Annotated in this window: 18 protein-coding genes and 1 other annotated feature; of the genes, 9 read left to right on the top strand and 9 right to left on the bottom strand. The window is 41.7% G+C overall.

Annotated features, from left to right (window positions below; all coding sequences use genetic code 11):
* Positions 1-21 precede the first annotated feature (21 nt).
* The 8 genes from tpiA to leuB all read left to right on the top strand — a co-directional run bounded on the left by tpiA (position 22) and on the right by leuB (position 11,135).
* Positions 22-789 (top strand): triose-phosphate isomerase, encoded by a 768-nt coding sequence (gene tpiA / locus Q0P34_RS02460; protein ID WP_294952390.1) that lies wholly within the window; start codon positions 22-24, stop codon positions 787-789.
* Positions 790-862: 73 nt separating this feature from the next.
* Positions 863-2,395, top strand: a complete 1,533-nt coding sequence (gene gpmI / locus Q0P34_RS02455) for a 2,3-bisphosphoglycerate-independent phosphoglycerate mutase (protein ID WP_294952387.1) — start codon at positions 863-865, stop codon at positions 2,393-2,395.
* 72 nt (positions 2,396-2,467) lie between these two features.
* Positions 2,468-2,827, top strand: coding sequence for an endonuclease domain-containing protein (locus Q0P34_RS02450; protein WP_294952385.1), 360 nt, complete (start codon positions 2,468-2,470; stop codon positions 2,825-2,827).
* 655 nt (positions 2,828-3,482) lie between these two features.
* On the top strand, positions 3,483-6,710 hold the full coding sequence (locus Q0P34_RS02445; protein ID WP_294952384.1) for a hypothetical protein: 3,228 nt from the start codon (positions 3,483-3,485) through the stop codon (positions 6,708-6,710).
* Positions 6,711-6,724: 14 nt separating this feature from the next.
* Positions 6,725-6,883: a hypothetical protein gene (locus tag Q0P34_RS02440; RefSeq protein ID WP_294952381.1), complete on the top strand. Its 159-nt coding sequence runs from the start codon at positions 6,725-6,727 to the stop codon at positions 6,881-6,883.
* Between the two features lie 434 nt (positions 6,884-7,317).
* Complete coding sequence (locus tag Q0P34_RS02435) at positions 7,318-7,959, top strand: orotate phosphoribosyltransferase (RefSeq protein WP_294952379.1); 642 nt, start codon at positions 7,318-7,320, stop codon at positions 7,957-7,959.
* 61 nt (positions 7,960-8,020) lie between these two features.
* Positions 8,021-8,251: a binding site (T-box leader), on the top strand.
* Between the two features lie 62 nt (positions 8,252-8,313).
* Positions 8,314-10,050 carry a 2-isopropylmalate synthase gene (leuA, locus tag Q0P34_RS02430; RefSeq protein ID WP_294952376.1) on the top strand — a complete coding sequence of 579 codons (1,737 nt, stop codon included), beginning with the start codon at positions 8,314-8,316 and terminating at the stop codon, positions 10,048-10,050.
* 14 nt (positions 10,051-10,064) lie between these two features.
* Positions 10,065-11,135, top strand: a complete 1,071-nt coding sequence (leuB, locus tag Q0P34_RS02425) for a 3-isopropylmalate dehydrogenase (protein ID WP_294952373.1) — start codon at positions 10,065-10,067, stop codon at positions 11,133-11,135.
* A 46-nt stretch (positions 11,136-11,181) separates the two neighbouring features.
* Here the strand turns inward: leuB and Q0P34_RS02420 are convergent, their stop codons facing one another.
* The 9 genes from Q0P34_RS02420 to Q0P34_RS02380 form a co-directional block, all read right to left on the bottom strand.
* The gene (locus Q0P34_RS02420) at positions 11,182-11,649 is read right to left on the bottom strand and encodes a nucleoside deaminase (RefSeq protein ID WP_294952371.1); all 468 of its coding nucleotides are present in this window, start codon (positions 11,647-11,649) and stop codon (positions 11,182-11,184) included.
* Positions 11,646-12,656, bottom strand: a complete 1,011-nt coding sequence (locus Q0P34_RS02415; RefSeq protein ID WP_294952368.1) for a type II CAAX endopeptidase family protein — start codon at positions 12,654-12,656, stop codon at positions 11,646-11,648. Before Q0P34_RS02415 ends, Q0P34_RS02420 begins: the two co-directional genes overlap by 4 nt.
* 17 nt (positions 12,657-12,673) lie before the next feature.
* Positions 12,674-13,549: a UTP--glucose-1-phosphate uridylyltransferase GalU gene (gene galU, locus Q0P34_RS02410; RefSeq protein ID WP_294952366.1), complete on the bottom strand. Its 876-nt coding sequence runs from the start codon at positions 13,547-13,549 to the stop codon at positions 12,674-12,676.
* A gap of 24 nt (positions 13,550-13,573) precedes the next feature.
* A complete protein-coding gene (locus tag Q0P34_RS02405) occupies positions 13,574-14,554 on the bottom strand; it encodes an RING finger protein (RefSeq protein WP_294952364.1) in 981 nt (326 codons plus the stop codon).
* A 107-nt stretch (positions 14,555-14,661) separates the two neighbouring features.
* Positions 14,662-15,585, bottom strand: a complete 924-nt coding sequence (locus tag Q0P34_RS02400; protein WP_366783530.1) for a DNA/RNA non-specific endonuclease — start codon at positions 15,583-15,585, stop codon at positions 14,662-14,664.
* A gap of 30 nt (positions 15,586-15,615) precedes the next feature.
* A complete protein-coding gene (locus Q0P34_RS02395; RefSeq protein WP_294952358.1) occupies positions 15,616-16,644 on the bottom strand; it encodes a hypothetical protein in 1,029 nt (342 codons plus the stop codon).
* Positions 16,645-16,756: 112 nt separating this feature from the next.
* The gene (locus Q0P34_RS02390; RefSeq protein ID WP_294952355.1) at positions 16,757-17,479 is read right to left on the bottom strand and encodes a CpsB/CapC family capsule biosynthesis tyrosine phosphatase; all 723 of its coding nucleotides are present in this window, start codon (positions 17,477-17,479) and stop codon (positions 16,757-16,759) included.
* 21 nt (positions 17,480-17,500) lie between these two features.
* Positions 17,501-18,418 carry a CpsD/CapB family tyrosine-protein kinase gene (locus tag Q0P34_RS02385; RefSeq protein ID WP_294952352.1) on the bottom strand — a complete coding sequence of 306 codons (918 nt, stop codon included), beginning with the start codon at positions 18,416-18,418 and terminating at the stop codon, positions 17,501-17,503.
* On the bottom strand, positions 18,418-19,209 hold the full coding sequence (locus tag Q0P34_RS02380) for a Wzz/FepE/Etk N-terminal domain-containing protein (protein WP_294952349.1): 792 nt from the start codon (positions 19,207-19,209) through the stop codon (positions 18,418-18,420). The genes Q0P34_RS02385 and Q0P34_RS02380 overlap by 1 nt, the downstream gene beginning before the upstream one ends.
* A 196-nt stretch (positions 19,210-19,405) precedes the next feature.
* Here Q0P34_RS02380 and Q0P34_RS02375 point away from each other — a divergent pair, with 196 nt between their 5' ends.
* Entirely contained in the window at positions 19,406-22,102 is a 2,697-nt protein-coding gene (locus Q0P34_RS02375; RefSeq protein ID WP_294952346.1) for a hypothetical protein, read from the top strand.
* Positions 22,103-22,104 lie beyond the last annotated feature (2 nt).

Here is a 22,104-nt window from a genome sequence, read left to right as displayed (position 1 = left end):
TTACAAAAGAGGTATACAGTAATGAATAAAGCAAAAAGAAAAGCCATTATTGCAGGCAACTGGAAAATGAATAACACACCTGCACAGACAACAGCTTTGATTAACGAAATGAAGCCGCTTGTTGCAGATGCGGATTGTGAGGTTGTACTTTGCGTACCGTTCGTAGATATTCCTGCAGCGGTTGAGGCTGCAAAGGGCTCAAACATCAAAATCGGTGCAGAGAATGTTCACTTTAAGGACAGCGGTGCTTTCACAGGTGAGGTTTCTGCAGATATGCTCAACGAGCTTGGTGTTGAATATGTAGTAATCGGCCATAGTGAAAGAAGAACATATTTCGGCGAGACAGACCAAACAGTTAACCTTCGCACACTTAAGGCACTTGAAAAGGGCTTGAAGCCAATCGTTTGCGTTGGTGAAACATTGGAGCAAAGAGAGCTCGGCTATACAGAAACTCTTTTGAAATTCCAAACAAAAATGGCTCTTACAAATGTAACAGCAGATCAGCTTAAGAATGTTGTTATCGCATATGAGCCTGTATGGGCAATCGGCACAGGCGTTACAGCTACTGCCGATCAGGCTGACGAGGGCAACGGCTTTGTACGTGCCGCTATTGCAGAGGCATACGGCGAGGATGCCGCACAAGGTGTTACAATTCAGTACGGTGGCTCAATGAACGCAGGCAATGCAGACGAGCTTACATCAAAGGAAAATGTAGACGGCGGTCTTATCGGCGGTGCATCACTCAAGGCAAACGATTTCTCTGTAATCGTAAAGGCAGCTTCAAAATAATAAAAGTAAAATGGGTGGGTTGTTACCTGCCCATTTTTAAGGATAAATGGATAATAAGAAGGAGACAGAAAGTATGAAAAAGACAAATGTTCTTTGTATAATGGATGGCTTCGGACATAACGCAAACGATTTCGGCAATGCTGTTGCGGCCGCAAAAAAGCCAAATCTTGATATGCTTATGCAAAAGTATCCGTTCACATATATCGGTGCGTCGGGTATGGATGTAGGCCTGCCTGACGGTCAGATGGGTAATTCGGAGGTTGGTCACACAAATATGGGTGCCGGCCGAGTTGTGTATCAGGAGCTTACAAGAATTACCAAGTCTATCGAGGACGGAGACTTTTTTGAAAACGAAGCCCTTAAAAACGCAGTGCAAAAATCAATTGATACCGGCAAGTCGCTTCACCTTATGGGCTTGATGTCAGACGGCGGTGTTCACAGCCACAACAGTCACATCTTTGCACTTGTAGAGCTTGCAAAAAGAATGGGACAGGATAAGGTTTACCTTCACTGCATAATGGACGGCAGAGATGTTCCGCCTACATCGGGCAAGGATTTCGTTGCCGATGCAATAGAAAAAATGGCACAAATCGGCGTAGGCAAGGTTGCTACAGTTATGGGCAGATACTACGCAATGGATAGAGATAATAATTGGGACAGAGTTCAAAAGGCATATGATGCAGTTGTGTTCGGCAAGGGTATTCAAAATATAAATCCTGTTGCCGCTATTGAGGAAAGCTATCAAACCGTTGACGGCGACGGCAAAAACCTTACCGACGAGTTTATTTTGCCTACCGTTACTCTTGAAAACGAGGGTAGAATCAGCGCGGGCGACTCTGTTGTGTTCTTTAATTTCCGCCCTGACAGAGCAAGAGAGATTACACGTACCTTTGTTGATCCTGACTTTGCAGGATTTGAAAGAGAGTATTTCCCTGTAAATTATGTATGTATGACTCAGTACGACGCAACAATGCCTAACGTGGATGTTGCATTTAAGCCGCAGTCACTTAAAAATACCTTTGGCGAATACCTCGCAAATAACGGTATGACTCAGCTTCGTATTGCAGAAACCGAAAAGTATGCTCACGTAACCTTCTTCTTTAACGGCGGTGTTGAGGCAGTTAATGAGGGCGAGGATAGAATTTTGATTCCGTCACCAAAGGTTGCAACATACGACCTTCAGCCTGAAATGTCTGCATATCTTGTGTCCGAAAAGCTTAATGAAGCAGTGCGCTCCGGTAAGTATGATGTTGTTATCGTAAACTTTGCAAACTGCGATATGGTTGGCCATACAGGTGTGTTTGATGCCGCAGTAAAGGCTGTTGAGGCGGTTGACGATTGCGTCGGCTCACTCTATCAGGCAGTTATGGATAACGGCGGCACATTGTTCATTACAGCAGACCACGGCAATGCCGACCAAATGAAAGAGCCCGACGGCTCACCGTTTACTGCACACACAACAAACGAGGTACCGTTCATCGTTTGTAATTGCGGTGATGTTGAACTCCGTGAGGGCGGCAAGCTTTCCGACATCGTTCCTACAATGCTCAAGGCAATGGGTATGCCGCAACCTGCAGAAATGACCGGCACATCAATAATAAAGTAAACCGTTCTGCCTCCCCTTATTGTAAGGGGAGCTGTCACCGCAGGTGACTGAGGGGATAAAAGGTACAAAACTATGGATAGAAAGTATAATCCTTCCCTCGTGCAAAACGCACGGGAATTGCGAAAGAATATGACAAATGAGGAACGTCATTTGTGGTACGATTTTCTTAGGGACTATCCTGTTAAGTTCTCAAGACAAAAGGTTTTGGGAAAATATATTGTTGATTTTTATTGTTCATCAGCAAAGCTCGTTGTGGAAATCGACGGCTCACAGCACTATGAACTGTCGGGCAAAATGTATGATGATGCCAGAACAGTGTATTTGCAGCAGTTCGGTTTGCTTGTTTTGCGTGTAAGTAATTACGAAATCAATTCAAACTTTTACGGTGTTTGCGACAAAATCGATTCACTCGTTAAACAAAGAATGAAATAATCCATACTATATCGGCTCCCATTATTGTAAGGGGAGCTGTCGTCATTTATGACGACTGAGGGGATAAAAGGTAAATAGGTAAATCCCCTCAGTTTCGCTGTGCTCAACAGCTCCCCTTGCTTCAAGGGGAGCCACACGAACGATCCTGCAACAAATTCTGCCTCCCCTTATTGTAAGGGGTGCGGGTCTCCGGTGGAGACCTCTGCACGAAAGTGCAGAAGCACCGACCGAGCCGGGAGGCGAGACGCTGTCGTCATTTATGACGACTGAGGGGATAAAAGGTAAATCCCCTCAGTTTCGCTGTGCTCAACAGCTCCCCTTGCTTCAAGGGGAGCCACGTGAACGTTCCTGTAACGAATTTTGCCTCCCCTTATTGTAAGGGGAGGTGGGTGCGAAGCACTCGGAGGGGATAAAACAACCTTGGGGATAAACCAACAACACAACTGCTCAACTTAATTCTTTGTTAAACTATTGTTATTTTGCACAATAAATTATAAATTTTTTGTTAATAAATAGTCACTTTTTTGAAAAAATTTTGTTGCTATAACTTGCATATTATGATAAAATTACAGTATATGGAAACCTATGCTATAACTATACCCATTTGCACCATAGCTGTGGTTTGCTTCAAATAAATTTTTGGAGGAAGGTTTTTATGAAAAAGTTTTTTAGAAGATCACTTGCATGCATAATTGCCGTAGTAATGATAGCAACATCATTGCCGTTTTCCGCAATAACTGTAGGCGCAGCAACGTCAAATACTACTATAAACAGGAGCTATTACGGCTTGTATGCTTCTAGCAACAGAACAGGAACAAATACTTTTGACTTGGTTAATGACTCACAAAATAGTAACTTCTCTGTTGGATACGTTACATTTAACATTAGTGGTATAAACTATACAGAGGCTAAAAGAATAAGTGCTACATATACGTTCAAAATTAACCTTAAAGAAACAGAATCATTGGGTGTATCTGTATATTATCCTACGGCAAACGTGGATTCTTTCGCTGCAGGTGGTCGTCGTGCAACTTTTGCAGATATATGGTCAAAAGATGATGGTGCTCATATTTCTCGTGCAAAAACCTATTGGGGATTAAAGCACATAGCATCATATCCTACAATAAAAAATGATAATTCTGACAGGACTGTGGATTTGGGACCTGCGATTGTTGCAGCAAAAAAAGCAGGTAAATCAACAGCAACAATTGTATTTATGCTTTCAAAAGCAGGCGAATCAGGAGGTACAAACGGCTGGTCAGATACAACCATAACGTGTTCAAATACTACAGCTTCAGTTACAATTTATGATTTTTCCGACCGTAATTTTACTGCATATGAAGCCACAAAGTACGGCTCATTCTCAGATGATAGTGATTACATTGAAGAGAATTACTACAATAATTCGTACAAGAATGTGTTGTATGCTCCTAACAACATGCAAGAGGCGTATTTATCCACACCAGTAAGTGCAGAAGGTAAAGATAAGATTTATCTTAAATCTCATATTTTTTATGGTAATACTGTACTTTTATACAATGGAAATACAGTGCCTCAATTTCCAATTGGCTTCGCTATTACAGGTTATGATAAACCATGGAACTACGGTTGGAGCAATGTTCGTTCATACTATTGCAGAATTGTCGATGGTGCAAACGTATTAGCAATTAAAAATACAAAATGGCAGGGTACTGACGGCAGAAATAACGTTCAGTATATACTTAATGAAAGAGGAACGCAGGAAGTTTATTCGGACAATTCAAGTGTAGGTTCCTACTATAAGCAAGGTGAAACAGGCTACTATGCTAACATAATGCAGTATAAAGGCGGAGATTTTTCTGAAAGCTATAAGAAAATAAACCCAACTTTTGAATATAAGGTTGGTACCGACGAGGGCACACCTCAAGTTCATACAACAGGTTCTGTTAGTGGTAAATCAATTTATGTTCTTAATTACAAGAAAATAATTGATAAGGTTAATTCAGTAAACAGTTTCTTGTCTACATTTGATGATTCAATTTATGATACTACCACATTAAATGCATACTACAATGCTATTTATAAGATGTTCGCTTTTGATCCATCATTGTATGATTATGATGCTAACACGGAGCAAGCAGTAATAGATGCTGCAAACGATATGGATAGCTTGATAGCTGCAGTTGATACAGCTTACAATAATCTTAAACTTAAGAAAGTAACTGTGTCTTTCCGCACACAAACAAATAATGTAATTGAAAATAGGGTTATTGAGTACGGTTCAAAAATAGGTGCATTTCCAAGCAACAGTGCACCCCAAACTCATAACGATGATCCAATCTTTATTGATGAGGGCAAGCATGTTAGATTCTCTTGGCCAACAACATATACAGCAGATGATGTTGTAACCTCTGATATAATTATAAAAGAGGTAAGTAATGCTGAATCGTGTACAGGTACTGCTACTTGTACTGCCAAGGCTGTATGTACTGTCTGCGGTTTGGAATTCGGTGCAATTGACCCGGATAACCACGATCCTAAATACGCATTTAAGGATTACACAAAGCATATTAAGACCTGTTCAAGATGTGACAAATTGAATGTTGAAGAGGCTCACACCGACGACGGCACAGGTCATTGTCAGTACTGCGGTCATGTTCTCCTTGATACATCGGCACTTGATTCTGCAAAGACACAGGCTGAAAATATACTCAACGTCGGCAATGCTGATGGCAAATATGTTGCAGACACGTATCAAAATCTTTCTGATGAATATAACAGAATAAAGAATGTTGTTCCAACAACAGAAGACGACGTTAACTCACTTGCAGCAGAGCTCCTTACAGCAATCAGCTCGCTTATTTCATCAAGTGTTACAATTACCTTTACCAAATCACAGAACGGTACGCCAGTAGGCGATGCACAAGTAATCGATAAAAAATACGGAGATACTGTCGAACTCACCGTTTCCGACGGCGATGTTGAAAAGTGGGAAATCAAAAATAGAGTAGGCAACGATAACGAGGTTATATCTTATGTAAGAACAGGCGAAAATACACTTTCACTTGTAGTTACAGAGAATATATCGGTTATTGCTCACCTTGCAGAAAACAGCACATCACAGAAGAATATAACCAAGGTTGTATTTATGGGCAGAAACAATAACCTCGTTGCCATAAAATATCTTGAGCCCGGTATTTCATTTGCAACAAGTGATGTTGCAATCCCTGCAATTCCGTTCTACACAGCAATTGCTTGGGACAAGACAGAGGTTAAAGGTCTTGCAAACGGCGGTGAAATCACCGTTCGTGCACAGTACAATTTCAATGTTGAAGATGCAGATGCACATAAGTGCGGAATCCACTTTAAGAACTTTGGCGACGGCGGTGTAAGAAAGTACAACTACGACAGTTTTGTAAAGCTTTACGGCTCGAGCACATACTACGGAATGTATTCAGGGGCAGTTACCGATGTTACTCAGGACGAGGCAAAGACCAAGCTTCTCACCTATTTCAAGACCGACGAGTTCTATGCTCCTCACAACTCTGACATTTATGTATACGAGCTTCCTAATGACTTTACCCCAACAGCAAGTGTTGGTGTAACAGGCTCGTATCATGACAGTAACGATACAAAGGATATTGCCGCATTCAACTGCAAGTTCTTTGTTCCGGACAATGCACAAATTGTTGAGTGGGGTATCAAGGCCACTGCCGGCGGTACAGTATACAACTTTAAGTCTAACAACAAGACATCAAGAAATGAGTATACATTCAAGGTTAATGTTGAAAAAGCTGCAAACATCAGCTCCGTATCGGCAAAGGCTTACATTATATACTTTGACGCTAACGGCGACAGAATAACATTGTTGAGCAACAATGAGGTTGCTATCAACTTTAATTAAGGAGGTACAAGTTAATGAAGAAATTTGAGACACCTGAGATTAAGGTTGTAATGTTCCAGACAAATGATGTAATTTCCACCTCATCGGGTGAAGGCTACGAGGGTAGTCCTGACGAGGTCGGTATCGGCTCACAAGCTTCTGCTTCACAGCCTGCATCGGAAATCCCGTTCTAACGCAATATCAAATTTACTACGGCTCCCCTTATTACAAGGGGAGCATTTTTTGCCTCCCCTTATAATGTAATTAAGGGTGTGGGTCTCCGGTGGAGACCTCTGCACGAATATGCAGAAGCACCGACCGAGCCGGCAGGCGAGACGGTGAGTGCGAAGCACTCGGAGGGGATAAAAGGTAAATAAGTAAATCCCCTCAGTTTCGCTGTGCTCAACAGCTCCCCTTGCTTCAAGGGGAGCCACGCGAACGATCCTATAACGAATTAAGGCTCCCCTTATTGTAAGGGGAGCTGTCGTCATTTATGACGACTGAGGGGATAAAAACAATCTTGGGGATAAAAGGTATACATTTTAAGCAGTTTTGTATAATGTTTATAAATTTTTCCTTGCAATAGCTATCGCTTTAGTGTAATATTAAATAAAAAGGGGGCTTTTTTATGAGCAACGTTTACACTATTACGCATCCAAAAAACGAAAATGTTTTTATTCATGTTATGCCCGGGCACTTTATTTCTGCCAACAATCACATCAATTATTATGTAGGTACGTCCGACATCAAGCATAACCTTAATAATTCCATTGATGCCGCAAAGCTTTTGGCAGAGTATTACAACACTAACGGCATAGATGTAGACACCGTTCTTTGCCTGTACGAAACTCAGGCTCTCGGTGCATATTTGGCAATGGAGCTTGCCAATCCGTCTATGATGGCACCAAATCCTGACCAAACTGTTTTTGTTGTCGGCAGCGAATACGATGCCGCAGGCAATTTGATTTTCAGAGATAATCTTCGCCGAATGATTTACGGTAAAAATGTTTTGCTTTTGATTTCCTGTATCACATCGGGCAGAACTATCGAAAGGGCAGTAGAAAGTGTTACATACTACGGCGGCAAGGTTGCAGGTATTTCATCCGCATTCTCTATGCAAAGCCGTATTGCAGGCGTTCCTGTAAATTCATTGTTCACCGAAAAGGATATTCCCGGCTATATTTCTTATCCGTCGCACGATTGCCCTCTCTGCCAAAAGGGTATTCCTGTTGATGCAATCAGCAACGGCTACGGATATTCAAAAATATAAAAGGTCTTGACAAATCATAAAAATTTGGTATAATATATTTACTGAAAATTTAACAGTACCCTTAAAGATGTTGAAGCAGAAAAAGATTATTTGCTTACTTCAGAGAGTCGGTGGTTGGTGCGAATCGACGGACAGTAAATAATGTATAGCTCTCTGTGGAGTCGACGGTCTGAAAAGTAATCAATAGGTCCGTCCGTTTGGCCGCGTTACAGGCTAAGGCATTGATAGATGCTAAAGGGCAGTTCAACCTACTGCTGAAATAGGGTGGTACCGCGTATTTTACGCCCCTATACTTTAATGAGTGTAGGGGATTTTTTATATCCCTTTGCACTAAAAGGAAGGAGATTTTTCATTATGAACAAAGGTTGCAAAAAATATTTTGGCTTTAAGCCGATAGACATCCCGGACAGAACATGGCCGTCAAAGCAAATTACAAAGGCGCCTGTTTGGTGCTCTGTTGATATGCGTGACGGCAATCAGGCTCTTGTTGACCCAATGAATTTGCAGGAAAAACTTGAGTTTTTTAAGACTATTGTAGATGTCGGAATTAAGGAAATTGAGGTTGGCTTTCCGTCAGCAAGCGAAACCGAGTACGAAATTTTAAGAACTCTTATTGACGGTGGATACATTCCCGATGATGTTACAATTCAGGTTCTTGTTCAGGCAAGACCTCACCTTATCAAAAAGACATTTGAGGCTATCCACGGCGCAAAGAACGTTATTGTTCACTTTTACAATTCTACATCAGCCCTGCAAAGAAAGGTCGTATTTAAGACCGATATGGACGGTGTAATTGACATTGCCGTTAAGGGTGCACAGCTTATTTACGAATTGACAGAGGAAGAAAAGAAAAAGAATCCCGACATTAACATTCGCTTTGAGTATTCACCTGAATCATTCTCCGGAACAGAGATGGATAATGCAGTAGAGATATGCAAGCGAGTTATGGAGGAGCTTCATATCACCAAGGAAAATCCGATTATTCTTAATTTGCCGTCAACTGTTGAGGGCTCAACTCCAAACGGCTACGCAGACCAAATTGAATATTTTTGCCGTCACTTACCAAACAGAGAAGCCGCAATCATTTCTCTTCATCCACACAATGACCGTGGCACAGGCGTTGCAGCCGCAGAGCTCGGCTTGCTTGCAGGTGCAGACAGAATAGAGGGCACACTTTTCGGTAACGGTGAGCGTACCGGTAATGTTGACATCGTAACCCTTGCACTTAATATGTGGACCCAGGGCGTTGACCCACAGCTTGATTTTCACGATATTAACAAGATTAAGGATGTATACGAGCGTTGTACAAAAATGAAGGTTCCGCCACGTCATCCGTATGCAGGTGAGCTTGTGTTTACTGCATTTTCAGGCTCTCATCAGGATGCTATCAACAAGGGCAAAATTTATATGGACGACACCCATTCAGATATGTGGGAGGTTCCTTATCTTCCTATTGACCCTGCCGATGTCGGCAGAGAGTACGAGCCTATTATTCGCATCAATTCGCAATCGGGCAAGGGCGGTACAGCATTTATCCTTGCAAACAATTACGGTATAAAGATGCCAAAGCCTATGCATCCCGAGTTTGGTGCGGTTGTTCAAAAGGCTTGCGACGAAAAGGGCAAGGAGCTTACAAGTGAAGAGGTATTTGACCTGTTCCAAAAGGAATACAGAAATGTAAACGGCCCTTACAGACTTGCCAATTATAAGATTGCGGAGGAAAAGAACGAAGAGGACACTCTTACAACCGTTCATTTTACAGGCACTCTTAAGTACAAGGACGAGGCACCTATTCAAATAGAGGGCTACGGAAACGGACCGGTAGGCGCATTCTGTGACGCTATGAACAAAACCCCGCTTTGCAAATATGAGTTTATCGATTACGACGAGCATGCAATTTCTGTTGGCTCCGATTCAAAGGCTATCAGCTACATTCAGCTTAAGAACCCACAGGGCAAAACAATCTTTGGTATCGGCGTCAGCCACAACATCGGCTATGCTTGTATGAAGGGTGTTATCTGTGCAATCAACCGTGATCAGCCTGATACAATGCGTGATGACACCATGCCCGGAATTTTTGATGTTTGCTGATTGGAGGAGAACATATGAACAATTATAATATTACAGTATTGAAGGGTGACGGAATAGGCCCCGAAATCGTTGATGAAGCAATAAAGGTTTTGGATAAGGCAGGAGAAAAATTCGGCTTTAAGTGCAATTACAACTATCAGCTTTTGGGCGGATGTGCAATTGACGCAACAGGTGTGCCTTACCCGCAGGAAACGGCAGATGCCTGCAAGGCGTCGGATGCTGTGCTTTTGGGTGCTGTCGGCGGACCTAAGTGGGATAGCCAGCCCGGCAATAACCGTCCCGAAAAGGGATTGCTTGCTATTCGTGAGGATTTGGGCTTGTTTGCAAATCTTCGTCCGGCAAAGATTTTTGCACCGCTTAAAAGTGCATCTCCTATTAAGGAGGAAATTATCGGCGACGGACTTGATATCCTTATTGTCAGAGAGCTTACAGGCGGTATCTATTTTGGCGACAGAGGAACATATGAGGAAAACGGCGTTGTAGGCGCATATGATACCGAACGCTACACCTATCCCGAAATTAAGAGGATTGTTAAGGCTGGCTTTGAATACGCAATGAAGCGTGAAAAGAGACTTACCTGCGTTGACAAGGCAAATGTTCTTGACAGCTCTCGCCTTTGGAGAAAGGTTATGGAAGAAACGGCTAAGGATTACCCTGAGGTTGAGGTTTCGTATATGTATGTTGACAACTGCGCAATGCAGCTTGTTCGTAACCCAAATCAGTTTGATACCATCGTAACATCAAACATTTTTGGTGATATTCTTTCCGACGAGGCTTCGATGATTTCAGGCTCAATCGGTATGCTTGCTTCTGCTTCTCTTGCAGAGGGCACGTTTGGTTTGTATGAGCCTATTCACGGCTCTGCTCCGGATATAGCAGGTCAGGGCAAGGCAAACCCGCTTGCAACCATTCTTTCGGCAGCTATGATGCTTCGCTATACCTTCGGTCAGGCAGAGGCCGCCGATGCAATAGAAAAGGCAGTAGATATTGCGCTCACTCAGGTTAGAACTCCCGATATTTACGAGGAGGGCTTCGAGGCTGTTAATACACAGCAGATGGGCGACAGGGTTGCATCCTTACTATAAAAATTGAATTACGATTAAAAAACAAAATCACGAACAGATTAAATCTCTAATCGGTTCGTGATTTTTTATTTTGCCTTAAATTATAAAAGAATTCTGTCAGCAGATTCTGTGCCTCGTCTGCCATAATGCCCGCATAAATTTCAGGCTTGTGATTGTACGGCAGTCGATTAAAATCTGCAACAGAGCCAAAGCTGCCTGCCTTGTTGTCCGAAGCACCGTAGTAAACGGCTTTTATTCGAGAATTAATTATTGCACCTGCACACATCGGGCAAGGCTCAAGGGTAACGTACATCTCGCATTGCCACAGCCTCCAACCGCCGAGAGCCTTGCAGGCATTGTCGATAGCCTCAATCTCTGCGTGATACAGGGCGTTTTTGCCAAGCTCCCGTCTGTTTCTGCCACAGGCAATTATTCTGTTATCCTTAACTATTACCGCACCGACAGGCACTTCTCCTTCATTGGCACTTTGCCTTGCAAGCTCAAGCGCCTTTTCCATGAAAGCATTTTTCATCATATCTTTGTTACGTATGACTGTGTCATCTTTATAAGTATTGCAAACGGAACAATCATACCCGGTGCCATACAGGCAATCTTTACAAAAAAGTTGTTGTCGTAAATGTTAATTTGCTTTTTTTCTCTCTTAAACGATTTTTTTATCAGCAAATAGATTAACGAGATAACGCCAAGCACAAGGAATACAATAAACAAGACAGATGTAACCTTGTTTGCAACGTCCTCGTTTGCCATTGCCTCAACCATATCGTTTATAACCGAGCGACCGTTATTGATGCCGTGAATAACCATGGCTATCAATACATTGTCTGTTTGTACCGTAATGTATGCCAAAATTAAGCCTACAAAGAATGCAAAAACAAACTGAATAACATTGCCGTGGATTAAACCGAAAATTATGCTTACGGAGAATACTGCAAAGCCCTTGCCGAACTTTTTTAACGCGCCGAGCGCACAGCACCTGAACGCAAACTCTTCAAATATTGCAGGAGCAACCGCGATTGCAAAAAACATAACAAACAGTGATAAAGGGTCACTTGCAGTGCCGTAATCGTTTTGTGTAAGCTCATATCCAAGTACCTCTTTGGTAAATGTGATAAGCCACGATACAAGCAGGTTTGCAAGCATTGCGCCACCCATTCCAAGCAAAACCCAAGCAGTAAACTTTGCCTTGCCAACCTTTTTTGACGGTAGCAATTCACCGACAAAATTTTTCTTTAGCATAAGTGCGGCAATACCGAACGCAGGAAGCATTGCAAGCAAATCAACCGCAATAATATTAAAGGCATATTTGAACATTACGGAATCTTCATATACCTGTGTTAATCCAAAGGCGTGCATAGATAAAGCCCAAACACTTTGCAAAACAATGTAAGCAATGATTGCACCGCCGAGAATAAATCCTGCCTTTAGGATTTCGGCGCGTTGCTTTTTCTTCATATAGCTTACCTGCCTTTGAAACATCATAGCCTGCATATATTCTTGATTTTGTTGATTAAACTGATTCATTGTTGTTCCTTTCGGGATTACAGATTTTTTGTTAGCTCCTTTATGTAATTCTTAAGCTGCTCTGAAAGCTCCGGATGCTTTAAGCCAACCTCAATATTGGCCTGCAATATACCAAGCTTGTTGCCCATATCGTATCTTGTTCCGTCATAGTCAACGGCAATAACGCCTTTAGTCTTTGCAAGCGTACGCATAGCGTCGGTCAGCTGGAGCTCGTTTCCTGCACCCTTTGGTGTGTTTTCCAAAATTTCAAAAATTTCCGGTGGCATAACCACTCTGCCAAGTATAGAGTAATTAGACATAATTTCCTCTGTCTTTGGCTTTTCTATCATATCATTACAGCTGTAGCAGTTGCCCTCAAGATGCTCCACTGCAAGCGAGCAGTATTTTTTGATTGACTCCGTGTCAACCTCCTTAACACCTACTGCACCCTTGCCGTATTTTTCGTATGCATCTATGAGCTGCTTTGTAACGGGATTGTCGGCTATTATGACATCGTCGCCGTACAAAATGGCAAACGGCTCATCACCTACAAAAGACTTTGCACACAGTACGGCATGGCCCAAGCCCCCTGTTTCCTTTTGACGCAAAAAGTATATGTTGCCAAGGCTTGCACAAGCCTTTACAGAGTCAAGAAGGTCAGCCTTGTCAGGATTTCCTTCAAGCTTTGACTCAAGCTCAAACGCGTGGTCAAAGTGATCCTCAATTGCGCCCTTACCCCTGTTAGTGATAATCAGTACCTCCTCGATACCGCTGTTAAAAGCCTCTTCAACAATGTACTGAATTGCAGGCTTGTCAACAATATTAAGCATTTCCTTTGGAATTGCCTTTGATGCAGGCAAAACTCTTGTGCCGAGTCCGGCAGCAGGAATAATAGCCTTTCTTATTTTTTTCATAAATTGTTTCTCCCGGGTGATACCCTAAATAAATGATGTTACGATGTAGAATAAAAAGTACGCCAACATAGGTGCAAACAATGACACTCCGCCGCGATTGCCAAGATACATTCTTCTCATTTGATCCTGGTTAAGCCCTGTTTCCTGTGTGAAAAACGGGGAGGAAATAAAGCTTGCACCGTCTTCAATTTGCGCTGATACCTTTTTGATTATGTCAAAAACAGTGCCCTTGTAAAAGTAATCTGCAAATACTGTGATGATAATTCTAAAAAGCAGTAGCGCACCCAACATTGCATACGCGATAGTTGTTGCGGTTTGTGCATCGGAAATGCCGATAAGTGAGCTGACATCCGGCAACGTTCCTGCTGTTGGGTCAAAGGTTGTTACTATGCGTTGAAGCTCTGCCATATACTTTGGTGCAAGCTTGAACAATGCCGTATCGCCAAGCATAATGATAGAAAACTGAATACAGAAAAACGCAAAGCCCTGCTTGTACATTTTTCTGAAAAGATAGTAGTAAGCACCGAAAAAGAATGCACCCCAGTTCCAGCCAAGCTTTTTCCTGCCTTGTGATTGCTTTTTGAATACATCAACAAATCTTTTTTGATTTGTCCTTACTGTTGCCGCAATATCGTTTATGCTCACTCCGTCAATTTCGCCCTCCTCCTTGTATTGAGGTGCGTTGAACTGAATAGGCTGAAAGCTCGGAATAGGGGATTGCTCCTCGTCATTTTCTGTATTGTTGCTATCCGCTTTGACGCTGTCACCCTGTGGAGTATAGTATTCGCCTGTGATTGCGGGCTGTGGCTTTTCGGGAATAATGGGCTTGTGCTCCTCCAAAAAGCTGTAGCCTGTTGAATGTAAGCCACGGTTAACGCAATGACCTGTTAAGCCATAGCATTCTCTGTGGTGAGGCGTACCGCATTCAGGGCAGGTAACTATGTCATCGTCTCGTGAAAATTGCTGATTGCATACGGGACATTTATATTTTTCGTAATTAGGCATATGATTCTCCCATAAAAATTAAGTATCATTTTTATTATACTTATATAAACACAAAAAATCAAATAATAAATTAATATTTGATTAACTCTTTATAAACTAATGAAATTTCAAGGCTTGCATTGACCGCAGGGCTCATATCCGTTCTTGACAAGATTATCTCTGTATCCTATATATGCCTTTTTGTTTTCCTGCTTTATTTTGCTGACAGCAGAGCAGGAGGGCAGGTGAAATTTTCGTGAGCTTGTGTTAACTATATATTCCTGCCTTTCGCCTGTGTTGTATTGCGTTGTCGATTCATCACCTACGTATCTGCTGTTGCCGGTTTTGTAGTCTATTTCTATATTAGGCTGAACATTGTAGCAGTAAACATTAAACTGAACACCCTTGCCGTTGTCCTCAATGCTGTATGCCTCCATTTGCACACCTCTTGCAACAAGCTCATCACCCTTAAATATCGGCGTAACCCTGTAAAGCACGTGGTTGCCTGTTGATTTTACATAATCGGCAACCATGCTTTCAAATTCAAGCATACCGTCAACATTAAGGTAGCGCGTGCCTGTAATAAGGTTTTTTGGGTTGGCATTTTCCGCTGTTAGCTGATAGCCGATAAGGTGACAACGGTTGTATAGATATTTGCCGTCTACACAGTCGTATTTTGCCACCTGCCAGCCGGTAGGCTTTATTGAGCCTATTGCTCCGCGCTCCTCGGTCGGCATTAGGTCTGTGCCTATGTTTGCAATGCAGGAGGTGCATCTTCCCAAGCTGTCAAGCTCGCCGTACTGCTCAAATGATTCTGTATAGCTTGTGTCGTCAAATTCGGGAACATTGTTGTTTATTTGAACATACGGAAAAAAGGTATATTCCTCAACATCGTTTACAGAGGAGAATTGTTCAATCTCGGTGTATTGCGTTGTAGTTTGCTTTTCTTCATCAATTCTTTGGCTTATTGCACCTATATCACTGCACGAGCAAAGCATTATCAGTGCAAGAATTGTGCAAATAAGCTTTATAGTATTCCTGTACATTTTAATCACCAATACAATAATACCATATTCCGTTACTTATATCAATTTTGATTTTTTGTTATTTAGGTCAACAACAATAACAATACAGCTTGCAAGAAGAATTATGCTTAAGCTACCGTTGATTTGATTTAGCCTTGGTGTGATTTGAGATATGTTGCTGAAAACCTCCGTGTCCGGATTAAATAAAAGTATGTATCCTTTTCCCAGGAAATATGAGATTAATCCGCCCACAACCCTGTGAACGAAAAAATCAATATATCCAATACCCGTACTTTTTATTACATTAAGAATTTGCAGATGTATACATAATCCGCCAAACGATAAAAAGAAGCATAAGTACGGTAGGGAAATACTGCCGTTAAACTTGAATATTCCGTTTGTTATTTCTATTAACGGCATTGCAAACGGCGGTATGCTCACCAATCCGCATATAGCAGAAAAAAATACTATGCATCCGCACATTACAGCTACACTTTTTGTACTGCACTCTATCGAGCTGATAAGTGCATTGCAAAAGCTTTGCGAGCCTATGGAATACTCTTGTGTGCTTTTGTTAGTGTTCGGATGTATTATGCCGTCTGCAACACAGATTATTATTGATGACAAAACATTTATGGTATAAATTATTATTCCTGTTTTTGTACTGTTTAGATGTATTGTTCCAACAGCAGTTATAATAAATGCCACGCCTCCGCAAAAGCTGCACCGCAAAAGCCTCTTTGCCGTTTGACTGTCTATAAGATGCAGATTAAAAAGCTCATTGGACAGTATTGCACCTGTCGGGTATCCTCCTATCAAGCTTAAGATAAGTGCACAGCAGGCACATTTCGGAAGCCTTAAAAGTCGTGCAAGGGGAGAAAACACCGTTTCAAGAAAGGCTCTTGAACTCGATTTTATAATCGTGTTGGTTAGTATTAAAATCGGTAAAAGCGTTGGCACAATTACATTGAGGCATAGCTTCATTCCCTCCAATGCCTGTGCCTTTGCCCTAACGGAAAAGACAATGAAGCAAATTATTAATGCAAAAATCCCTACCGACTGTGCCGCTTCGAGTGCTTTTTTCATAACATCACCCGTATATTATATTTGAATCGGTTAGGCAGTATTCGGTAACCATTGTCAAAAAACAAAAAATATGCCCCGATTCTAAAAAACAGATTCGGGGCATTGGTATGCTTTATACGTTTGATGTTAAAATGTTTGCGTTTTTGATTAAAGTGTCAACAGCCTCCTGACCGCTCTTTTTGATAATCTCTTTAACGCCGTCCTCATAGTCGGGGATTCTTGATGTCAGGTTGTGACAGTCAGAGCCGATAAGATGAATGTGACCTGTGTCGAGCAGCTTAAACAGTTTTTTTCTTATGCTTCTGTGAGCCTCTGAAAATGATGAAACATTTACCTGAGTTAAGCATCCCATCTGAATGTAATCCTCAAGCCTGTACATGTCGTCCATAAGTGCAGGGTATCTTTCAATATGAGCAAGAATAGGCCGTGCACCGTAATCGCAGTACATATTCATAAGCCTGTCGTAGCTGTTGTCCGAAAAGCTGCACGAAAACGGATGCTCAATTAAAATATAGTTTGAACCCGCGATCTTAAGCTCATCAATGCTTTGATTGTTAAAAAGGTATTTGCTTATAAAAACCTCTGCGGCAGGTATAAGGGTAGGGCTTCCGCTCGGAAGAGCCTTGTAAAGCTCGTTAAATGCCTTGTCGCGTTGCCTTAAAAAATCATCAAGCGATATAGTGTCCGAATAGTAATGCGGAGTTAAAATAATCTTTTTTGCACCCTGCTCCTGCAAATGCTTAATCATGGCGAGGCTTGTTTCAATATCCTTTGCTCCGTCGTCAATTCCGGGAATAATGTGGCAATGGGTTTCTACAAGATTTTCAATAATCATTTGCGTTTAATTCCTTTTGTGCTATTGTCTTTCGTCTTGGTTTTTGCGTGGTATACCGTAATCGTATCCATAGCCGTATCCGTAATTGCCGTAGCCATAATTTCCATAGCCGTAATTACCGTAACCGTAATTGCCGTAACCGTAATTACCGTATCCTCCGTATGCACCGTAACCATAGCCTGCTCTGTATTTGCCGTAACGGTATCTGCCGTATTTGTTATAGCCGTATTTTGAACGGCTCGACTCTGCAAAGTTTACAACAAATCCAAGTATTTTTGCATCAATAAACTCAAGCGCGGAAATTGTCTTTTGAATTTCGGGATGAGTTGATTGGTTGGAACGCACAACAAGAACAACACCGTCGCTTTCTCTTATAACAGGTAAAGCGTCCGATACAACATTAAGCGGCGGAGTGTCGATAATAATGTAGTCAAAGTCTCTGCCTATTTCCTCAAGAAATTCTGCCATAGGCTCACTGCCAAGGATTTCTGCCGGATTCGGCGGAATAGAGCCTGAGCATAGAACAGAAAGATTTTCGTATTCTGTTGGGTGAATTACCGAATACAAATCGGTTTGGCCTGTACCGGTTGCGCCGACTTTGTTGCCGAGATAGTTTGTAAGACCGGGAGAATTCGGCACGGAAAAATAGTGATGAATCTTTGGTTTACGCAAATCACCGTCAATGAGAAGCACCCTTTGGTTAGCCTGAGAAAGAGCGATGGCAATGTTAATTGTGGTTGTCGTTTTGCCTTCGTTTGGAACTGAAGAAGAAACAACAATGGTTTTACAGCCCTTTTTCATTACGGAAAACATAATGTTTGTTCTTATGCTTTTGTATGCTTCCTCAACTCTAAACTTGAGAGATGGGTCCATTTCAATATTTTTGAGAAGCTGACGGGAGGAGATTGTGCTGTTTTTTTTGTCTTTCTTTTTAGCCATTATCTTTCATCTCCTTTTTCCTTTGTTATGTATGCCTCGTCAATTTCTCTTGAACGGGTGGATGCGTTTTTGATTTCGTAATTAGGTATGTTACCGAGAACAGGGATATCGTATCTCTCAATAAGCTCCTCACTGCTGCGAATTCTAATATCAAGAAGGTTGCGAAGAATAACATATGCTGCCGCAACAAGTAATCCGCCTATTGCTCCGATAAGGCATTTCTTTGGATAGCCCTTGCTTCCTGCGGTGGAGGCCTTAATAGGCTTGTCCTGTACAGTTGCTTGAACAAGACCGCTGTTTGTGTTCTTCATCATCTTGGGAACCTCTGTTTCAAGCTGATGAGCAATTTCGTATGATTTTTCGTTGCTTTCGGTTGTTACACTGATTTTGAACATGGCGGTATCCTCAACCGCTTCAATATTCATTACACTTTTGATGTAAGCACCGGTGTAGCTTGAATTAAGGCGATTGTTCAGCCCTTGCGCAACATTTGTAGCAAACTCGTTTGTGTTCATAATTTCAATGTATGTTGCAAGCATCATTGTTGTGTAATTCATTTTGCTGGTGTTGCTTATTCTGACGTCATCAACATTTGGGTATGCTTCCTTAAGCTCACTGCTTGTGTCAACAGTAGAGGCAAGAAATTCCACCGTTGATGTGTATGTAAGCTTTGTTATGTTTGCCGTGTAAAAGTATCCAAGCAGGGCACCGATAATTGCAAATACAACCAAGACCTTCCATTTCCTTAACAGAGAAATAAGTATCTTGCGTACATTTTCATCAATATTCATATAAAAGCTCCATTTCGTTCAAACTGTCTGCAAAGAATTAATATTAATAATATAATAATCTATTAGGCAATCTTTGTCAATAAAAGTTAAAAAATAAGAGAGTATTGCCATATATTGTATTGACAAATTGTGCTTTTTAACTCATAATATTTGTAAACTTTTGATTGTTAAATTTAACTCAAATAAGGAGAAAAGTATGTCCGAAAAGACCTGTATGCCCGTTTGGGGACCATATTCTAAAAAATATATGGGACTGTCCAGAATTATGGGTGACATAAGCAACAAAAACGGCAAATCCAATGCAGATGCGGTACGCTTTGATTTTACAGTTCATCCAACCATTTGGAACTCATCAACTCCTGTTCCCAATGTTACGGTTCCGTCAAGCTATCATTTGTGGAAATGTTCAACAGATTACTCATTCTATTCATACAGATATGAGCTTATGTGGAAGGATCAGGTTTATGCCGATGTGTCCTTTTCAAAAATAAACGATGAGGCTTATCTTGCAAGAGTTAAATTTGTAAACAATACCGACCTTTCTCAAAATACTGTCCTTAATTTCTATTCATCTCTTGAATTTCCGAATTCTAAGGAATATTACATAAAGGCAAAAGACAGTAATTATAAACTTATTAAGGCAAATGATTATGCAAAATTTGCCTATGCTGCCGTTCGCCCGTGGGAAAACGAAACTCCCGACGGTATGTTCAGAGGTATGTTCAGGGATGAGGAGTTTTATCTCGGCTACGGTCTTGGTGACAGATGCGACCATGCCCATGTTCATTACCTAAACCTGAAACCGTTTGGCTGTGAAAAAGGAGACAGGGTGTCGTACAATCTTGATGCACAGGGCATCAATAATCCTGTTGTTGCCGTCAGATATAAGACAGTAACCGACGGTGATGCGGAGTTTTGCGTAAACGGTGCCAATACCGTGTTCCCTCACAGCGACAGCCTTTGCGTTATTGAGCTTGATTATGCAGACAGCATTGAGCTTGTAAGCCTCGGCAAAGCAGGCGTTGAGCTTGATTTTATTGCTGTGTACGAAAAGGGAAACAGCCTTGAGGTTGTTGAAATGAAGCATAGCTTTGAGCCTCAAATTGAGGCAAAGAAAAACGGCAAGGGCTATACCGTTGATATGGATTTTGATTATGACGATTGCAGGTTCAAGGTGATTACATCAAATCCGAACACTCGCTTTCGTGTGCTTGAAAGCGGTAGCCTTGAGGATGCGCTTATCAACCGTCTTTCAAACGGAGACCACACCTATGATGATTTGAAGGAAACATTTTCAAATTCATTTAAGCGTAAAACCTCCGACGACGGCTTCTTCCAAAATACACTTATCAAGTCTATTTTTATAGAGCCTCACAGCACTCACACCGAGTACGCAGTTGTTGCAAAATCCGATTTTGAGCCTTTAACCGATGTAGAATACGAGGCAATTTATAACGAAAGAAATGTTGCCGGTGAAACGGCACAGTTCAATAAGAATGGCGAAAAATATAAGCTTTCAACCGATATTTTGCGTGCCACTCTTTTAACCAACACAGTATATCCCGTTTACTGCCACGGCGAAAATGTTATTCATCACACTCCCGGCAAGCGTTGGGACAGCTTCTATACCTGGGACAGCGGATTTATCGGTATGGGCTTGCTTGAATTCAGCAATGAGCTTTGCAAATACGCACTTGATATGTATTTGTGTGATGAGGACAACGATGACTTTTGCTTTTTGCTTCACGGCTCCCTTGTGCCTACACAGTTTGTAGAGTACCTTGAGCTTTTGAAACGCACAAATGACAAATCAAGGCTCGATTTTCTTTATGACAAAATGAAGCTATATTATGAATTTTTGCGTGGAAGAACACATAATTCAACCTGTGCAAAGTTTGGAAACGGACTTTTAACTACTTACGATTATTGGTATTCCTGCTCGGGTATGGACGATTATCCTGCTCAGGTAAAAATGATTGCCGACAAGGCAGAGGAATATTCCTGTCCGTGCCTTTCAACAAGCCAAATTATTCGTGCAGGTAAAATTATGAAAATGGTTGCGTCGTATCTCGGCAAGGCTGATGATATTGCCGTTTACGATGCAGATATCGAGTATTCTTCAAATGCACTTAATATGCTTGCTTGGGACGAGGAGTCAGGCTATTTCGGCTACACAATGTACGATAGGGATAAAAATGCTCCTTATATTATGAAAACCGAGGACGGCGAAAATTGGGATAAGGGCTTTGACGGTGTATATCCTCTTATCGCAGGTGCCGTTGACGGCGAGCGAAAGCAAAGGCTTATTTCTCACATCAAAAATTCAAACGAAATGTGGTCAAACGCAGGTGTTTCAGCTGTTGATATGTCGGCGTCGTACTACTTTGATGACGGCTATTGGAACGGAAATGTTTGGATGAGCCATCAGTGGTTTGTATGGAAAACAATGCTTGATAATGCGGACACTGATTTTGCATTTGAAATTGCAAACCGTGCTCTTGAAATGTGGAGAGAGGAAACCGACTTCTCATATTTTACCTATGAATGCTTTGGTATTAAGACTCGTCGCGGCGGATGGTTCCATAATTTCGGCGGTCTGTCTGCACCTATTTGCATTTGGGCAAATGCCTACTACAAGCCGGGAACGGTTACAACAGGTCTTGATTTGTGGACAGATTATCAAAAAGTAACAGAGCGTAGTGCCGAAATATCATTTAAGTATTTCGGTAATAACGAAAAATACAGTATGATTGTTACACTGAGTGATGAGCATAGCTACAAGGCTTATCTTGACGGAAAGGAAATCGACTTTGTTGAAAGAAATAAAGGCAGTCTGGAGTTTACATTTGACAATAATGTAAAATCAGGTGTCCTTGAAATAAAAGGGGAATAAAT

Source organism: uncultured Eubacterium sp., assembly GCF_945980375.1.
GTDB lineage: Bacteria > Bacillota > Clostridia > Oscillospirales > Acutalibacteraceae > Eubacterium_R.
This window is presented reverse-complemented; position numbering and strand designations above follow the sequence as displayed.